The sequence below is a fragment of the Actinoplanes cyaneus genome (assembly GCF_016862095.1).
Taxonomy (GTDB): Bacteria; Actinomycetota; Actinomycetes; order Mycobacteriales; family Micromonosporaceae; genus Actinoplanes; species Actinoplanes cyaneus.
Genome location: NZ_BOMH01000038.1, coordinates 34401 through 51499 on the forward strand (window position 1 = coordinate 34401; position 17099 = coordinate 51499).

At 70.8% G+C, this 17099-nt stretch carries 16 protein-coding genes; 7 read left to right on the top strand and 9 right to left on the bottom strand.

The features are described 5' to 3' along the window. The first annotated feature begins 23 nt into the window (after nt 1-23). Both Acy02nite_RS25280 and Acy02nite_RS25285 read left to right on the top strand, forming a co-directional pair. Entirely contained in the window at nt 24-737 is a 714-nt protein-coding gene (locus Acy02nite_RS25280; RefSeq protein ID WP_203744738.1) for a response regulator, read from the top strand. After that, complete coding sequence (locus tag Acy02nite_RS25285; protein ID WP_203744740.1) at nt 727-2505, top strand: sensor histidine kinase; 1779 nt, start codon at nt 727-729, stop codon at nt 2503-2505. The genes Acy02nite_RS25280 and Acy02nite_RS25285 overlap by 11 nt, the downstream gene beginning before the upstream one ends. 20 nt (nt 2506-2525) lie before the next feature. On the opposite strand, the gene Acy02nite_RS25290 is transcribed toward Acy02nite_RS25285, so the two are convergent. Next, nucleotides 2526-3389 carry a helix-turn-helix transcriptional regulator gene (locus tag Acy02nite_RS25290; protein ID WP_203744742.1) on the bottom strand — a complete coding sequence of 288 codons (864 nt, stop codon included), beginning with the start codon at nt 3387-3389 and terminating at the stop codon, nt 2526-2528. Between the two features lie 145 nt (nt 3390-3534). Here Acy02nite_RS25290 and Acy02nite_RS25295 point away from each other — a divergent pair, with 145 nt between their 5' ends. After that, entirely contained in the window at nt 3535-3906 is a 372-nt protein-coding gene (locus tag Acy02nite_RS25295; protein WP_203744744.1) for a MerR family transcriptional regulator, read from the top strand. A 274-nt stretch (nt 3907-4180) separates the two neighbouring features. On the opposite strand, the gene Acy02nite_RS25300 is transcribed toward Acy02nite_RS25295, so the two are convergent. Then, a complete protein-coding gene (locus Acy02nite_RS25300) occupies nt 4181-5146 on the bottom strand; it encodes an AraC family transcriptional regulator (RefSeq protein WP_203744746.1) in 966 nt (321 codons plus the stop codon). A gap of 85 nt (nt 5147-5231) precedes the next feature. On the opposite strand from Acy02nite_RS25300, the gene Acy02nite_RS25305 reads away from it, so the two are divergent. Further along, nucleotides 5232-6212, top strand: coding sequence for a quinone oxidoreductase family protein (locus Acy02nite_RS25305; protein ID WP_239175190.1), 981 nt, complete (start codon nt 5232-5234; stop codon nt 6210-6212). Between the two features lie 252 nt (nt 6213-6464). Beyond that, on the top strand, nt 6465-7121 hold the full coding sequence (locus Acy02nite_RS25310; protein WP_203744748.1) for a flavodoxin family protein: 657 nt from the start codon (nt 6465-6467) through the stop codon (nt 7119-7121). Here Acy02nite_RS25310 and Acy02nite_RS25315 read toward each other — a convergent pair. From Acy02nite_RS25315 to Acy02nite_RS25345, 7 genes are all read right to left on the bottom strand, one after another. Beyond that, nucleotides 7064-7600 (bottom strand): hypothetical protein, encoded by a 537-nt coding sequence (locus Acy02nite_RS25315; protein ID WP_203744750.1) that lies wholly within the window; start codon nt 7598-7600, stop codon nt 7064-7066. The genes Acy02nite_RS25310 and Acy02nite_RS25315 overlap by 58 nt on opposite strands. Next, on the bottom strand, nt 7590-7982 hold the full coding sequence (locus Acy02nite_RS25320) for a carboxymuconolactone decarboxylase family protein (protein WP_203744752.1): 393 nt from the start codon (nt 7980-7982) through the stop codon (nt 7590-7592). The genes Acy02nite_RS25315 and Acy02nite_RS25320 overlap by 11 nt, the downstream gene beginning before the upstream one ends. A gap of 141 nt (nt 7983-8123) precedes the next feature. Next, a complete protein-coding gene (locus Acy02nite_RS25325) occupies nt 8124-8636 on the bottom strand; it encodes an aromatic-ring-hydroxylating dioxygenase subunit beta (RefSeq protein ID WP_203744754.1) in 513 nt (170 codons plus the stop codon). Beyond that, nucleotides 8633-9952, bottom strand: a complete 1320-nt coding sequence (locus Acy02nite_RS25330; protein WP_239175192.1) for an aromatic ring-hydroxylating oxygenase subunit alpha — start codon at nt 9950-9952, stop codon at nt 8633-8635. Before Acy02nite_RS25330 ends, Acy02nite_RS25325 begins: the two co-directional genes overlap by 4 nt. Continuing rightward, complete coding sequence (locus Acy02nite_RS25335) at nt 9949-11115, bottom strand: nucleotide disphospho-sugar-binding domain-containing protein (protein WP_203744758.1); 1167 nt, start codon at nt 11113-11115, stop codon at nt 9949-9951. The genes Acy02nite_RS25330 and Acy02nite_RS25335 overlap by 4 nt, the downstream gene beginning before the upstream one ends. Before the next feature lie 412 nt (nt 11116-11527). Next, nucleotides 11528-14167, bottom strand: coding sequence for an RICIN domain-containing protein (locus Acy02nite_RS25340; protein WP_239175194.1), 2640 nt, complete (start codon nt 14165-14167; stop codon nt 11528-11530). 267 nt (nt 14168-14434) lie between these two features. Continuing rightward, nucleotides 14435-15160 (bottom strand): alpha/beta fold hydrolase, encoded by a 726-nt coding sequence (locus Acy02nite_RS25345; protein ID WP_203744760.1) that lies wholly within the window; start codon nt 15158-15160, stop codon nt 14435-14437. Between the two features lie 103 nt (nt 15161-15263). Between Acy02nite_RS25345 and Acy02nite_RS25350 the strand changes: the two genes are divergently transcribed. Together Acy02nite_RS25350 and Acy02nite_RS25355 are read left to right on the top strand one after the other, a co-directional pair. Then, nucleotides 15264-15881: a TetR/AcrR family transcriptional regulator gene (locus Acy02nite_RS25350; protein WP_203744762.1), complete on the top strand. Its 618-nt coding sequence runs from the start codon at nt 15264-15266 to the stop codon at nt 15879-15881. Nucleotides 15882-16109: 228 nt separating this feature from the next. Then, the gene (locus tag Acy02nite_RS25355) at nt 16110-17033 is read left to right on the top strand and encodes an alpha/beta fold hydrolase (protein WP_203744764.1); all 924 of its coding nucleotides are present in this window, start codon (nt 16110-16112) and stop codon (nt 17031-17033) included. Nucleotides 17034-17099 lie beyond the last annotated feature (66 nt).

Below are 17099 nucleotides of genomic sequence, written 5' to 3' on the forward strand. Positions count from 1 at the left end.
GCGGCCGACCTATAGTCCGTCGCGTGTGCGCCCACATTCTTGTCGCGGAGGACAACCGCCGGCAGGCCGACATCGTCGGCCGCTATCTGCGTGCCGAGGGTCACCGGCTCTTCGTCGTCCACAACGGGCGCGACGCGCTCACCGAGGCGCGGCGGCTGCGCCCGGATCTCGTCGTCCTCGACGTCATGATGCCCGGTCTGGACGGCCTGAACGTGTGCCGGATCCTGCGCCGCGAGTCGTCGGTGCTGGTGCTGATGCTCACCGCCCGGGCCGGCGAGGACGACCTGCTGCTCGGGCTGGACCTGGGCGCCGACGACTACCTGACCAAGCCGTACAGTCCGCGCGAGCTGGTGGCCCGGGTGCGCACCCTGCTGCGCCGCGTCGACCGGGTCCGGACCGACGACACCGTGCTGCACGTCGGTGACCTGCGGGTCGACGTGTCCCGGCGCACCGTTCTCGCCGGCGGTGAGCAGGTCAGCTGCACCCCGGCCGAGTTCGCGATCCTGGCGGTGATGGCCGGCCGGCCGGACCGGGTCTTCTCCCGCGCCCAGCTGCTGGAGACGGCCCAGGGCTCGGACCGTGACTCCACCAACCGGGCGGTCGACACCCACGTGTTGAACCTGCGCCGCAAGATCGAAGCCGATCCGCGACATCCGCGGCGGCTGCTGTCGGTGTACGGGCTCGGCTACAAACTCACCGATCCCGCTCTCGGCCCGGCGGGCGCCGATGGGCACTGACGTGCCGCTGCGCCGCAGCCTGATCACGCGTCTGCTCGCCACCTCGATCCTGATCGCGGTCGCGGCGATCACGGCCACCGCGTGGTTGACGGTCCGCTCGACGACTCGGGCCATCGAGCGGCAGCAGGACCGCACGATCACCGGCGACACCCAGATCTACGACACCCTCATCGGGTACGCCGCCACGCACACCGCCTGGGACGACGTCACCACGACAGTCGCCGAGCTGAGCCAACGCACCGGCCACCGGGTGACCCTGCTGACCCGGGACCGCCAGGTGATCGCCGACTCGGCGCCGGGCGGGCCGGACCTGCGCGCGGCACAGCCGTCCGCCACCGTCGACCCGTTACGCGTCGACGGCAGCCGGACCACCGCCATCGACGCCCGCGTCGTCGGACCGTACCGGCTCACCGCGGCCGAGCGCCGGGAACTCGACGGGTACGCCGAGCGCGACCTGCGATGCCTGCGCGGCAACATCAATGCCAGGATCGTTCACCTGCCCAGCGGCCGTCCCGTGATTACCCTGCCGGGCGCCGTCGACGGCACCTGCCGGAACAAGGACATTCTTGCGCCGACCCCGACCGAGGAGAAGGCGCTGCGCGCCCTGACGAAGCTGATGGACACGTGCCTGCAGGTGCCGACCGCCACGTACTTCCGCATCAGCCCGCAGTTCGAGATCCTGCCGATGGGCCGGCCCCTCCCCCGCGGCGTCAGCCTCGACGACGTCCAGGAGTGCCTGCAATCGGCACGGCAGGTGCAGCTCGCCGCCTATGTCGCCCCGCCGGCCCTGCTGTTCATCACCGACGCCGACAGGGGGCCGGCGCCGCCGCCGATCAGCCTCACCCGCCCCAATCTGCTGCGCATCGCCGGCGGGACCGGTCTCGTGCTGGCGGTCGCCGTGGCGGTCACCGTGCTGGCCGGGCTGCGCCTGGTCCGTCCGCTGCGCCGGCTCACCGAGCACGCCCGCCAGCCGGTCGACCAGCAGAGACAGGTCCCGGTCGGCACCCGCGACGAGATCGGCTACCTGGCGATCGCCCTCAACGACCTGACCCGCCGCCGGGAGACCCTGGAAGCTCAGCGGCAGGCGCTGGTCAACGACCTCGCCCACGAGCTGCGTACGCCGCTGACCAACATCCGCAGCTGGATCGAGGCCGCCCAGGACGGCATGGCGCCGACCGACTCGCAACTGCTGGACGTGCTCGCCGACGAGACCGCGCTGCTGCAGCGCATCGTCGAGGACCTGCGTGACCTGGCGGCCGCGGACAGCGGATCGCTGCGGCTGCACCCCGAGTTCGTCTACGTCAACGACGTCCTCACCCAGGTCGTCGACGCGCACCGCGGTGTCGCCGACGAGCACGGCGTCACGCTGTCCACCGACTTCACCGCCGACCTGCAGATGTCGGCCGACCCGGTGCGCCTGCGCCAGCTCGTCGGCAACCTGGTCGCCAACGCGATCCGGCACACCGACCCCGGCGGCCTGGTCCAGGTCCGCACCGCCGTGGCCGCGTCAGGCCTGGTCGTCGAGGTGGCCGACACCGGCGTCGGCATCGCCCCCGGCGACCTCGAGAAGATCTTCGACCGCTTCTGGCGTACGGACTCCTCGCGCAGCCGGTCGACCGGCGGCAGCGGACTGGGGCTGGCGATCGTCCGCAAGCTGGCCGAGGCGCACGACGGTCACGTCACGGTGACCAGCCGGCCCGGCGTCGGCAGCACCTTCCGCGTCAGCCTCCCGTTGTCCCGGCAGGCACCCGCCGACGCCGCGCGCTGAGCCGGCGGATTCCCGGGCGGTCAGTCGTAGGCGGGCTCGGGGACACCGGCCACCAGCGCCAGCCGCATCTTCGTGTCGTCGTCGGTGCCGGGCGCCGCGGTCAGGATGACGGTCTTCAGGTCCTCGTCACCGTCGCGCATGACATCGCAGTCGACCTCGATCGGACCGACCATCGGATGCGCGACGACCTTGTGATCCTCCCGGTGGGCGCCGACCGCCCCCGCCTTCCACAGCTCCGCGAAACGCTCGTTGCCCAGGGTCAGATCCTTGATGAGACGGGCCAGGCCCCGGTCGCGGGGGAAGCGGCCGGTGGCGCGGCGCAGGTCCGAGACGACGGCGGCCTCCACCGCGTCACCGTCCTGCGAGACGACCGGCCACTGCGCCAGCCGCGGGCCCCGGTCGTCGACCGGGAAGGTGTCCCGCGCGAAGTTGCGCAACGCCGGCGGTGTCGACGACGGATCGCCGAGCAGCGCCGCCCACGCACGGTTCCACCAGATCAGCTGCCAGTCGGCGGCGAACACCCCGACGGCGGCGTCACCGAGCCGGGCCAGCACCCGGTTCATGCCGGGCGGGATGTGGTGCGAGATCTCGCCGTCCGCCGGTGGCTCCAGGTGCGCCAGCCGATACAGGTGGTCGCGCTCGGCGCCGGTCAGCTGCAACGCGCGGGCCAGCGCCGCGACCACCTGCGCCGACGGTGTCGTGACGCGCCCCTGTTCCAGGCGGACGACGTAGTCGACCGAGATCCCGGCGAGGGTGGCGAGCTCCTCACGGCGCAGCCCGCTGGCCCGGCGGGTGCCGCCCCTGGGCAGGCCCACCGCGACCGGGGTCAGCCGGTCACGCCAGGCACGCAACGTCGCTCCGAGCCCCGCTTCGTTCGTGATCATGAGACCTATTCTCTCGCGCCGCTCCGGGGCCGGACTGGTAAAGGTTTTCCTACCGTCGGCTCACCGGCGGCGCCGGATGGTGGCTACGCTGATCTTCACCTCGACGTGAAGTTCGAGGCCATCAGGATCACACGGAGGACGACGGGTGCAGATCGGGGACCTGGCCGCGGCGACCGGCGTCAGCACACGCGCCCTGCGGTACTACGAGGAGCAGGGGCTGCTGACCCCGCTCCGCAGCGCCGGCGGTCACCGCCGGTACGGGCCGGACGCCGTCGAGCGGGTCCAGTGGATCCAGCGCCTGTTCGCCGCCGGCCTGAGCAGCAGCGCGATCCTCGGCCTGCCGCCGTGCGGGCCGTCCGGCCTCGACCTCGACGCGACACTGCAGCGGCTGGTCGGCGCACGGGACCGCATCGACAGCCAGATGCGGGAACTGGCAGCGACCCGGGACAGCCTCGACGGCCTCATCGAGCAGGCCCAACGCGAGCGCGCCGCCCGCCGCCGTGCCCCGGCCTCCTGACCGCCGCCTCCAGCAGGTGCGTCGCCAGGTGCATGTCATGTTCGAACCCGGCCTGGTGCGCTCCGTTGTTGTCCTGGTCATCGGCCCAGCTCTGCAGACCGAGCCCGAAGATCCACGCCACACCTGCGGTGATACCCACCAACCACGCGGCAGTGAGTCCCGCGATCGCAAGAGAGGGCCACGACGGTTCCTTCGTCGCCGACAGAGCACGGCATCAACGCCGGCCACTCGGCCATGGTCAACCGGGCCCTGATCGGCTTCCTGATCAGCTGACTCAACCACTTGACGAGGGCCGCCAGATCTCCTGGCGGCCCTCGTGGCGTTTCACCGTGGTGCGGAATCGGCCGGGTGTCGTGCCGTGAGAGCGGGCGAATGCTCGGCTGAAGGCCGGAACCGACTGATAGCCGACGGCTGTGGCGATGGATTCGATCGGGTCCTGGGTCTTGCGCAGCCGGACTGCGGCCAGGTCCATGCGCCACTGCGTCAGGTAGGCGCCGGGGCTCTGCCCGACGGCCGCCGGAAAGCGACGGGACAGGGTCGCCCGGGAAACCGCAAGGGTGGACGCCAGCGTCGCCGTGGTCCACGGCCGGGCGGGCTCGGCGTGCAGACGTTCCACCGCGCTGTGCACGAGCGGATCGCCGAGCACGCCGAGCCAGGTGCCCTGATGACCCGGCCGGGTGGGCAACCAGGCCCGCATGACCTGGACGAGCAGGATGTCGACCAGACTGTTCAACACTGCCCTTCCGGCCAGCCGGGGATGGCTCAGTTCCCGCCCGAGCATCCGGACGGTGTCGTCGAAGCCGGTCTCGCCCTGATCCGCCCTCACGTGCACGACTTCGGGCAACGCGTCGATGACCTGGGTGCGCACGGTGTGGTCGCACTCGTAGCTGATGGTCAGGATGCGAGTCCGGGTGGGCGGCGACCCGAGATGGATCACTTCCCCGGCCTCGTACGCCCGCGCGGCCGCCGCCGGATCAGTGAACGGGGTGTCTGTCCGGGGCGAGCTGCTGAGTACGTGCGGCGGGCCGGCCGGCATCAGCACCACGTCTCCCGTCGCGAGTTCCAGCGACGACGTCGGCCGATCGCGGAGAGTGAGCCAGGCGCCGCCCGCGGCGACCACGTACAGAACTGCCGCGGTGCAGCCGACGACCGGGACCGACCAGTTCTCGCCCGCCTCGATCCGTGCCCCGATGGTGCCCCGCACGCCGGATATCTCGAGCACGTCTGCGACCAGATCCACGCAGCCATCCTAGATGAGGCAGTTGAACAAGAATATGAGCTGATCTGGCATCGACTGCCGCACCCACTTTCCCTAGCGTGAATGCATGACAACCGACACCATGCGGGCGCTCGTTGCGACCGGGTACGGGGAACCCGAGCAACTCACGATCGCCGAGCTTGACGTCCCGCGCCCCGGACCCGGCCAGATACTGGTGAAGATCGCGGCCTCGACGATCAACCCCACTGATCTACGCGTCGTCACCGGCGGCTACCGCGATCTGGTCGATCTGGAGTTTCCCTACACCCTCGGCAACGAGTTCGCGGGCACCGTCGTCGAGGCGGGGCCGGGCGTCAGCCAGTACGGCGTGGGAGACGAGGTCTTCGGCCTGGCCCTGCCCCGTCAGCTGCGCCTCGCGGCCGACCCCGTGCGTCCGTCGCTGAGCACCGGAGCGCTGGCCGAGTTCGCGGTCTTCGAGGCGGACACGCCCGCGGTGGCCCACCGCCCGGCCGCTCTGGACCCGGAGCGGGCGGTGGCACTGCCGATCGCGGGTGGCACCACGCTGGCCATCATGGACACCGCGAAGATCCGTCCCGGCGAAACGGTCTTGGTCATCGGCGCCACCGGCGCTGTCGGCCTGACCCTGATCCCGGCGCTGGCGGCGGCCGGCGCCGAGATCGTCGCGACCGCCCGCACCGCCGAGGCTGCCGACCTGCTGAGCAGCCTCGGCGCCGGCCGGACGGCCCGTTATGACGACTATCCCGAGGACGTCGACGTCGTCCTCAATCTGGCGCTCTCCGCCGACGGCCTGCCGTCGGCGGCTCGGAGTCTGCGCCCGGGCGGCCGGCTGATCTCGATCGTCTTCCCGCCGCCGGATCCTTCGCAGCTCGGACGCGACGACGTCGAGCTCGGATACGTGATGCACATGGGCGACGAGTCCACCGGCGCCCGGGCCGTGGCCGAAGCCGCGCTCGCGGGCCGGCTGTCCACGCCGATCGCCCGCCGATATGCGCTCGCCGACGGTGTCGAAGCGGCGACCGACTACGCCCGCCGTCACCCCCTCGGCAAGATTGTCGTGACCGTCTGAGACGTGAGTGCGGCCTGCGGCGCTGGTCGGCCGGACGGTGCCGGTCAGCGCTGCGGATGGCATCGGCGCCATGCTGCTCGCCGCTCCCGGGGGCGTCAGGTGTTCGGCGCAAATCCCGCGAGAGCGACCTTCGATGGCGGCGCGCCACTGAAGCCGATCGACTAGATTGAATCTCATCGGTGTGCGGCCACGGGGGGCTTCGCCGGGTGGCCGGCCCCGGGTCGTGCGCAGCGGACCTGGGGAGGCCTCCGGATGAAGATCGTGGCGTTGTCCTGCACCCAGAAACGTCTTCCGTCGCTCACCGACGCGCTGCTCGACGCGGCGGTCGACGGCGTCGTCCGTGAGGTCGGTGACGCGCAGATCCAGCGGATCCGGTTGATCGACCACCGCATCGCGATGTGCGAGGGCGAGGACACCTGCCTGGACCCCGAGGTGGGTCGGTGCACGATCGAGGACGACTTCCAGCACGTCGTCCGGCTGGCCGAGGGCGCGCAGGCGATGCTGCTCGCCATGCCGGTGTACGCGGGGAACGTACCGGCGGTGCTGAAGATCTTCCAGGAACGCCTGAAGAGCTTCATGAACGCAGGGCAACGACCGTTCGGCAACCTGCTGGTGGGCACCATCGTGCACTCGCGCACGATGCTGACCGAGCCCGCACTGGCCGCGCTGTTCCCGTGGTACCTGCGGCTGCGGAACAAGAACGTGGCGTCGGCGTGCGTCACCCAGAACGATCATCAGGACCTGATCCGCACCGCGGCGCCCGACATGTGCCTGGCGGTGGGCCGGCAACTCGGCATGACCTTGCAGGCCGGCCGGTCGCCGGCCACCGACCGCACGGTCCTGCCGTTGGTTCAGTCGCCGGCCCGCCCCCGGTGCGGCGAACCGGCCGCCTCCTCCCCGGGGGCGTGAGGGGCTTCCGCGCGCCAGGTGCACCCGTCGCCCGCCTGGACGCACGACACCGTGACGTCCGGTTCCACGTAGCGGGTGGCGATGGCGGTGTTGAGTTCCTGGCAGTACGGGCACGGCGACGTGAACGTCAGGACGACGCCGACGCGGGCGGCCCGCTTGCGGTACCGCAGGATCCCGCAGTCGGCGTTGCGCAGCACCGTGCCCGAGGGCTGGGGCTCGGTGGTCACTGCCGAGTCGTACAGCAGCAGTTGGCTCTGCAATCTGGTCATGAAGTGATCGGTGGCCGACACGCCGTCGGGCCGCTGCTTCTGCAACAGCGCCGCGGTGATCCGGGAGTTCGCCTGGATCCACGCGGCCAGGCCCTCCTCGCCGTGCTGCCCCAGGATGAACTCCTCCGCGGCCGCCTGGGCCTCGAAGAACCGCTGCCGCCACAGGTCGGCCTTCTCGGCCGGGTCGAGGGGGGAAGGTTCACCGGTCATGGCCGGCGTCCTTCCCTGCGGCGCGGTCCAGCTCGGCGAAGACCTCCTGGGCGATCCGCAATCCGTTGTTGGCGACCGGCCAGCCACCGTAGTAGGCGAGCTGGATGATGACTTCGATGATCTTCTCCCGGGACATCCCGAGGTGCAGTGAGGCACCGATGTGCCCGCGCAGTTCCCAATCGGTCCGCGCCAGCGCGACCGCGCTCAGCGCGATCAGTTCGCGTTCCTCGACGCTCAGGTGCGGGCGGGTCCAGATCTCACCGAACAGGTGGTCGACGGTGAGCTCCAGGAACTCCGGGTAGGAGCCCGGACGCGGTTCGCGGCCGAAGACCTGCTGGAACATGGCCTCACCCCGCTCGTGCCGGGCGGACGGCTGATTCATCGATCAACTCCCTCTTGAGCAACAGTTGCCGGCGTCCGCGACGCCGGGAAGGAGACGCCCGGCAGTGCGGCCCCGCTGCACATCGAGGCAGGCTCGGCAGGGCTGTGGCAACGGGTGGCGCCGGCCGCCGTCACTGTCGGGTCACAGGATGATGCTGAGCTTCCCGTGCTCGTACAACGTCTCGTGGTCGAGCACGACGACGCGGCGGCGGATCCGGAAGGACTCGCCCTCGACGACCAGCTCGAACCGGCACTTCCCGACGTACGCATCGGAGCGCCCGTGCCCGAACCGGTACACGACCATGTTCGCCGCCACGTCGAGGTGGCTGCCCCGATCGGTCAGGATCTCCACGTTGCTGATCATCCGGTTCGTCCGCGACCTGGGGTTCTCGCACCACACCTCGCCGTTGAGGAGTTGCTCGACCCGCTGGCGCAGCCGGGCGGCATCGTCGTCGATGAGCCCGAGCGCACCGGCCGGCTCGCCGCGCACGTCGGTGGCCGGCACCGAGTAGCGGATGTCGCCGGTCAGCATCTCGTCGTACCACTCGACCAGGCGCCACTCGTCGAGCAGCCGCGCCTCACGGAACAGGAACTGGCTCACCCGGTGCCACAGCCGTACGCGGGCCGCGTCGTCGACCGTCAGCTCGATGGTCATCGCGGTTCCTCCCCCGGCATCCCGGCCCGGCGAGCGAGATCGGGATGAGCGTCGTCGTCGTGCATCAGCCGGTCCCACTGCCGCCAGAACTCGCGGGCGGGAAGTTCGTCGGTCGTCTCCGGGATCTCCTTGTTCATACCGCGGGACAGATCCGAGTAGCGCACCGTGCGGTTGAGATAGCCCCGCTGGCACGACTCGATGATCTCGATGTCGTCGGGGGTGGCGAAGCCGGCCGGGCCGAGGAACGTCAGGTAGTGGCTCTTGCGCAGTTCCCGGATGTCCGGGTCCTCGTCCCTGGGAGCGAGGGCGACCGAGGTGATGGCCATCTGACCGGCGCCGACCGGGTCGATCTTGCGGATGGTGATCGCGATCGCGTCGATGATCATCAGGTTGGGGAAGATGAGCACCGCCCGGTTGGTGCCGGTGATCCGTTCGGCGCGTTCGGGGCCGAACCGGTCGACGAACCGTGCGGCGGTCGCCTCGATCCGCGGCCGGACCTCGGCGCCGAACATCGGCGTCCAGTACGCGAGCGGGCGGGCCGCCGCCGGTGGCAGCTCGTTGGCACCGTGCCCCAGCCCGAGGGCGCAGCCGAAGCCGCCCCGTCGCCGTGGTGGCACCGACCCCAGCGACTCCATGTAGCCGACGTACCGCTTGTGCAGGGCCCGGAAGTGGTAGATGTCGACGCTGTTCTCCATCATGAGCTTCCAGTTCGCCCGGGCACCGTGCAGTTGCGCGCCCTGGATCACCTCCATCCCGACCTCGGACTGGTCGTCGATCAGGTCGAGGTATTCCGTCGCACCCGCCAGGTACTCCGGCAGGGTGCGCGGCTGCTCCGGGTCGAAGGTGGCGAACACGAAACCGCGGTAGCTCTCGCTGCGGTGCTGCGCCAGGCCGAAGTCCGCCCTCCGGAAGCCCGGCCCGTACCCGTCCGGGATCGGGACCCCGACCAGGTCGCCCTGGTTGGAGAACGTCCAGTCGTGGTACGGGCACCGGAACGACCTGGCCTGCCCGGACGGCTGCGAGCAGATCAGCGCCCCACGGTGGGTGCAGCTGTTCGCGAACACCCGGACCACCCCGTCGGACCCGCGCGCCATGACCACCGGGCGCCCGCCGACGTCCCGGGCCACGTAGGAGCCCGGTCCGGGCACCTCCGACTCGTGCCCGACGTACAGCCAGCAGCGGTCGAAGATCCTGGTCATCTCCTGCGCGGCGAGGTCCTCGTCGGTGTAGGCGCGGCGATCGACCCGGAACGAGAGGCGTTCGAGGTCGTCGATCACGATCCGGTCGCCCACCGGCCGCTGCAGTTCGATCGTCACTGCTCCACCTTTCGCTGTAGTGTCTCGATCGCGCCGATGACCAGCTCGGCCGTGCGCGCGGCGGAATCGCCGCACTGCGGCTGCGCGGCGCGCAGCCGGGCCCGGTAGTCCCGGGCGGGATCGAGCAGGTCGGCGACGGCGTCGGTCACCGCCTGGCCGGTGACGTCGGCCGGCTCCAGCGCTGTCCCGAAGCCCGCGCGGCCCACGAAGTACGCCTGGACGGGCTGATCCACGGCCAGCGGGATCACCAGCATCGGTGTGCCGGCCCGGATCGACTCCGCCACGGAGTTGTAGCCGCCGTGGGTGACGAACACGTCGGCGCGCTCCAGCACCTCACGTTGCGGGAGGTACGGGGCGGTGATCACCGTGTCGGGCAGCGCGAGTTCCCCGGCGAGGTCGCCCACCGAGGCGATCACCTGCGCACCGGTCTCCGCCGCCCCGGTGATGACCGTGCGCAGCAGGTCCGGCCGCCGGTGGAAGATCGTGCCGAAGGAGACGTACACGACCGGGCGGCCGGGGTCGAGCCGGTCCAGGGCGGGGAAGGCGACCTCGTCGCCGCGGGTTCCCGGCGCGCCGGGCAGCCCGACCAGCTCCACCCCGTCGTCGGTGACCGCATCGTCCCCGACGAGGGCGGCGATCGTCGGCATCAGGTTGAGGATCGGCGAACGCGCCGAATGCGTCCGCTTCGACCACAGGACACCGTGCTCGGTCAGGTAGTCGCCGACCTGCTCGTCGTACGCCCAGCGGCCGCGCCGGTGCTCGCTCGGGCACACCCCACCGAGGTTGGCCCAGATCATCCCGTACGGCACGCCGGACGCCTGCGTGCCGGCCATGGCCGACGCCGTGACCGGCAGCGAGTCGACGAGCACGAAGTCCGGCGCCGTCGCCCGGATCACCTCGGCCGTCCGGTCCGCCACCGGTGACGACCGGAGCATCGGGCCGATCTTCGCCGGGTCGCCGCTCCACGGCGCCATCTCGACCTGCCCGACCGCGTGCACCCGCACCTCGCCCAGGGCCTGGCGCCGCCGCTCGTCGAGCGCGCCGCCGTCGGCGGACAACAGCAGCAGCTCGACCTCGCTGCCGGCGGCCCGGAGCGCATTGACCGCCGGGACGTAGGGGTTCAGGTGACCGTGCTGGGTTGTGGTGAGCAGGGCGACGCGCATCGAATCTCCGATTCTGGAAAGCAGACGGCTGTGCCGGCTCGGCAGCCACCGTGCGGAGCACGGACGATTGAGTCCACTGTGGACAGACGGGGAAAACGGCAGGTGAGGGAGAATCATCGACGACCAGGTGCTGTCACGAGCCGTACGGACAGCCTCGGGCAACCGTTCTCACCGCCCGCCACAGGCAGTTTCGCAAAGCCGACCGCGATGCGCAATCACTGGAGTAATTGAATCGCAACTCTCAGCTACCATCGGCGCTCCGCCGGGCGCAACTTCCACCGTGCTCCGCTCGGCCGCCGTCCGGCGCCGCCACCAGCCGGTCGGGGCCCGCGACGGCCGCGCTCAGCGGGCCCGGTGCCGGTAGTCCTGGACGAACGGCACCGAGCCCGGCCGAACCGGTTGAACGACAAGCTCAGGCGGGTACGAACTGCCACTGCTGGTTGGTCCCGCCGTTGGTGGTCCACTGCACGACCTGCGCCCCGTCACCGGTCGCCGCGCCGCTGACGTCGGCTGCCAGTCCGCTGGTGCGGCTGACGATGGTGTAGTAGCCGTCACCGGTGGGCCGCAGGTACCACATCTGGTTGGTTCCGCCGTTGGCCGACCACTGCTGCAGTTGCAGGCCTTGCGTGCTGCTGCCGCCGTTGACGTCGAGCACCTTCCCGGAGGCGGTGTAGCGCACGGTGTAGGCGTCCTGCGTGGTGCTGATCGTCCACGTGGGGGTGCCGCTCTGCTGGACCGCCTTGGCACCGTCGGCGGTGGAGTTGCCGACGATGGCGAGGGGCTTGCCGCTGTTGCGGTTGACGATGCGGTAGGTGCCCGGTGCGGGCCCGGTTCCGCCGCTGCCACCGAGATTGAGGTACTCGACCGCGTCGGTGAAGACGGTGCTGCCGGACTTCGCGGTCGACAGCTGCAGGTACACGCGGCTGCCGGTGGCGGGGGCGGTGAAGGACACCGGCTGGGTGACCCGTGAGCCGAGCGGGATGGTCAGCGTGGTGCTGCCGGACGCGACGACCGCGCCGGTCGGGCTGTCGAGCCGGGCGGTCCAGGTGAAGCCCACCGAGGTGTCGGTGAAGTCGTCGTTGAACACGGTGATGTTGCGGGTCACCGTGGCGTTGCGGGCGTAGGTGGGGACCGCCTGCGGCAGCGGGAAGGTGCCGTTGGAGTCCGAGGCGCCGGAGGCGGACCAGTACGGCAGGTCGACCGCGGCCACCGGGTTGAACGCCGCCTGCACGCGCTGGATCTGCGGGTTGCTCCACGGGTCGGGCAGGTTGTCCGCTCCGTAGATGGGGTGGCCGCCCTCCTCCGGGGTGAAGTCGGTGGACCGCACGCCGGGCACGACGCCGGCCCAGGCGGACAGCAGCGTGTACGGGCGCAGGTCGGTGGCGCCCTTGCCGCGCTTGGCCATGGTTGCCGTGGCGAACCACTCGAAGCCCTGCTTGTTGTTGCATGCCGGCCAGATGAACTCGCCCTCACCGTCGGGCCGCCCATTCACGCTGACCAGACCCTCCCCGTACCGGCCGAAGCCGTCGACGTAGTGCGGGATCACCGCGAAGTTGGCGTACGTCATCCCGGGATACAGGCTGACGTTGTTGCCGACGCCCACCTCGACAATGATCGGCCGGGTGCCGTCGGCGCCGTTCATCGCCGCGTACAGGTCCTTCTCGAACTGTTCGGAATCCTGGCCGCTCTGGTTCGGCTCGTTGTTCTGACTCCAGCGGATGACCGCGGGGTGGTTGCGGTCGCGCAGGACCAGCGCCCGGGCGTGGTTGACCATGTTGGTGCGCCCGACGGAGTCCGTCCACTCCTGCGAGGACTGGGAGCCGCGAATCGCGACCTCGTCGATGATCATCAGGCCCATCTCGTCGGCGACATCCAGCATGTACGGGCTCGCGGGCTCCTGGTGGATGCGCACCACGTTGTAGTTCAGCCGCTGGTAGTTGTCCACCGCCTGCGGCCAGCCACCGTTGCCGGGCGACGGGGGCAGGAAGCCGGGCAGGGTGTGGTACGCGTCGCCCTTGCCGCCGTTGTTGATCCGGTCGTAGTCGGCGCCCTGGAGGTTGTCGCCGCGGAAGTTCACGCGCACGCCGTTGAGGTGGTAGTAGTCACCGTTCTGGGTGGCCTCCCGGAACCCGAACCGGTACGTCGCATCGCTGGTGTGCCCGTCATCGGTGACGGCATGCACCGCGAGCCCGTGCAGCTGCGCCCGGTACCCCGGCCGGTACGGCACGTTGGGCCACCAGTACGAGGTGCTGCCGAGGTTCCACGCGACCGGTCCGACGGTCACTGTCGCGGTCGAGCGGGCCGCCACGGTGACCGTACGGCTGGGCAGGTCCGGGTAGCTGAAAGCCGTTCCGCTGGTGGACGACAGCGACCCGGTCACCGTCACCGACCGGGAACTGCCCGACGTGTTACGCACCGACACGTCGTAGCTCAACGTCTTGTTCTCCACCGACGTACGCACGAAGGTGTCGCTGAAGTACACGGCCGGGTACACCCGCAGGAACGCGGACCCGAAGATCCCCTGCGGTATCGCCTCGGACCACGTGGCGGCGTCGGGCACCAGGTACCGGCCGTTGGAGGCCTTCAACGCGCCGCGGCCCTTCACGTTCACCGTGATCGTGTGGGTGGTGCCGGGGGCCGCGTACGCGCTGATGTCGAAGTTCGACGGGGTGAACGCCGTCGTCTGGGTGGCGACCACGCGGCCGTCGACCGACAGTGTCGCCTGGTGATTGACGGCGCCGAACTCGATCCAGGTCGACTGCGGCTGCCCCGAGTCCGGCACGGTGATGCTGCGCGAGTACACCGCCTCGTTCACGTCCGTGAATCCTTGCTTGTACCAGCCGCCACCGGGCACGCTGATCGACGTCGCCGCCCGGCCCGCCGGGGTGAAGCTCCACGTTCCGGCAAGATCGACGGAAGTGAGCGCGGCACTGCCGGCGGAGACGCCATCGGCCGCGGCCGGCTCGACGACGGCGCCGGGTCGATGCGGCGTCACCGAAGCTCCCGGCGCGACGGCGTGCGCGGCCGGCGCGTGCGCGGTGACCACGGCCACCGAACCGACGCAGACAACGGCCGCCGAAGTCAGCAGCCCCAACGGTTTTCGGGCGCCGAGAAGGTTCCCGGCGAAGGACCGGACCGAGCCGAACACACGCTTCTCCCATCTGCCCCGAGCGGTCGTCAGCATCACATAAGACGTCACACCTTATACAAATTCATCGAGTACGGTCAATGCTCTATTGACCGCATCAGGGGTGGGTCACCTGGTCGCCCGTCGGTTGGAGGACCGACGTCGACCGGCCGTTGCGCTCGGGCGGCTGCATCACGTCAGCGGCCCGGCGCCGGCGTGAACCTGTGCCATCAGGGCTTTGGCCACCTCGTCCGGCCGGGTCAGCAGCGCCTCGTGCCCACCGGGGACCAGCACCGGTTGCACGCCGACCCTGGCGGCCAGCTCCGGGCCGGGCGCGGCCAGCGAGATGTCGTCCTCAGCGAGTACGTAGGTGATCGGCACACCGAGCGTTTCCACCCCGGGCAGGTCCAGCGCGTCCACCAGGTAGCCGCCGGGCTGCGGCATCAGCTGGTCGAAGACGAGCCGCTGCAGCGACTCCGGTTCGCCGGGCATCAGTCGCTGGGTGAAGGTGTCGAAGTCCAGGCCGATGGTGCCGTCCGGCGCGGCCGCGATCGTGTCCCGGATGAAGCCTTCCATCGGGCCCATCGCGGCAGCCATGGACTCGCCCGGGCGCGGGATGAAGGCGCTGAAGTAGGCGATGCCGGCGAGGCGGTCGCCGAGCCGGTGGGCGGCGCCGGTGATCGGGATGCCGGCCCAGCTGTGCCCGGCCAGAACGACGTCGCGCAGATCGCGGCTTTCCACGGCGGCCACGATGTGGTCGACGGCATCGGCCAGCCGCAGCCCGGCCGGATCGTCTCCCAGGCTCAGGCCGGGCATCGTCAGCGCGGTGGCGCCGTGACCGGAGGCACGCACCCGGTGGCCGACGGGGTGCCACGACCATCCACCGTGCCAGGCGCCGGGAACGAAGACGTAGTGCATGAGATCTCCTCGGATCGAGTGAGACCCGACCGTAGCATGATCATCAGAGTGGACTCTGATGAGAAGGTGTGAGTCAGATGACTGTTCCTCTAAGATCGGCCGCATGACCACAGCCCCGCGTCCGACCAACCGCCGAGCCGAGTACGCGGAGCTGACGCGCCAGGCGATCCTCGAGGCCGCCCGGGCACTCTTCACCGAGCAGGGCTACTTCGCGACGAAGGTGGAACAGATCGCCGGCACGGCGCGGGTCGCTCCCGCCACGGTCTACGCCGTCGGCGGAGGCAAGAGCGGCCTGCTGCGTACGCTCATCGTGTCGGCCGTGAATTCGCAGGAGAACGCCCGGCTGCTCGCCGACATCGACGCCGCCACCGATCCCGAGCGCCTGATCGGGCTCATCGTCGCCGCCTCGCGAGCCAAGTTCGAGCAATGGTCGCCGCTGATGCGCCAGGTGGTCGCGGCCGCGCCGCAGGAACCGGCCGTCCGCGAGAGCATGGAGATCGCCCATGACGGCCTGCGCGGCGGCCTGCGGCTGACCGCGGACCGTCTGGCCGCCATGGGAGCGCTGGGTCACGGCCTGGACGCGGCTCAGGCGGCCGACCTTCTCTGGCTGCACCTGTGCAACGCGGCCTACTTCATCCGTACCGATGACCTCGGCTGGCCGCTGGACAGATCCGAGGCCTGGCTGAACGCGGTGCTCCGGCAGCAACTACTGGGGCGTTGACCTGCCGTTACTCCGTTGGAGGGCCGTTACTTCCGCCGGCCCGCACGGACCACGGCCACCGCCACTCCGACGATCGTCAGCACCACGAGGAGACAGAAGAACAAATGCCACGGCTTGATCGCGCCCATAGCGTCGGACCATACCGGCAGCCGTCAAGACTGATCGACGACCGTCTTGCTCCGGCCGCGCGGTGCCGCCTAGGGTGACCTGATCCCGAGGGGGCCGCAGATGACCGACCCGCGCGATCAGTACGCGTCGTTCCTGCCCGCCGACCTGCGCCCGGACCAGGCGCTGCGCCCCGAGTCGACCTGGTGGCGCCGGCGGGACGTCGAGGCCCACATCGAGCGCGTACGCCGTCCCGAGTCGCCGCTGCGGGTGCTGCTGATCCACGGAGCCGGCACGCACGCGGCGGCCCTGTGGCCCCTGGCCGGCGCCATCGCCACCCGCGGCGTCGAGGTGGTGGTCCCGGACATGCCGGGCTACGGCCGTACCCGCGTGGGCCGGCCCGGCCGGGTCCGCTACGACGACTGGGTGGCCTTCGCGGTGGACCTGGCCCGGGCCGAGGCCGCGGCCGACCCGCGTCCGCTGGTCGTCTTCGGGACGAGCATGGGCGGGATGATCGCGTACGAGGTGGCCGCCCGCTCCGGCGTGGTGACAGCCGCCGGCGCCACCTGCCTGCTCGACACCCGCGACCCCGCCGTACGCCGGCACGCCGCCCGGTTCCGCTGGCTCGGCGCGGTGGCCCGGCCCGCCCTGCGGACGGTCGCCCCGGTCGCGGACAACCTGCGGGTGCCGATCCGGTTCCTGGCCGACATGCGGGCCATCGCCAACGATCCCGGGCTGGTCCGGGTCGTGGTGGCCGACCGCCTCGGTGGCGGCGGCCGGGTTCCGCTCGGCTTCCTGCGCAGCTTCCTGCAGGCGACGCCGAGCGTCGAACCTGAGGACTTCACCGCGTGCCCGTTCCTGCTCACCCATCCGGCTGCCGACCGGTGGACGCCGCCGGAGCTGAGCATCCGCTTCTTCGACCGGATCGCCGCGCCGAAGGAACTGGTGCTGCTGCAGAACGCGGGCCACTATCCGGTCGAGGCCCCCGGCGTGCACCAGCTGGCCGACGCCCTCGAGGAGATGCGCGACCGGATCATCCCGGGCTGAGCGTGCTCCGCTCACCGGTCGCGCCGATGCGGGCCTCGACACCGGGAACTCTCCGGGCAGGCCCGC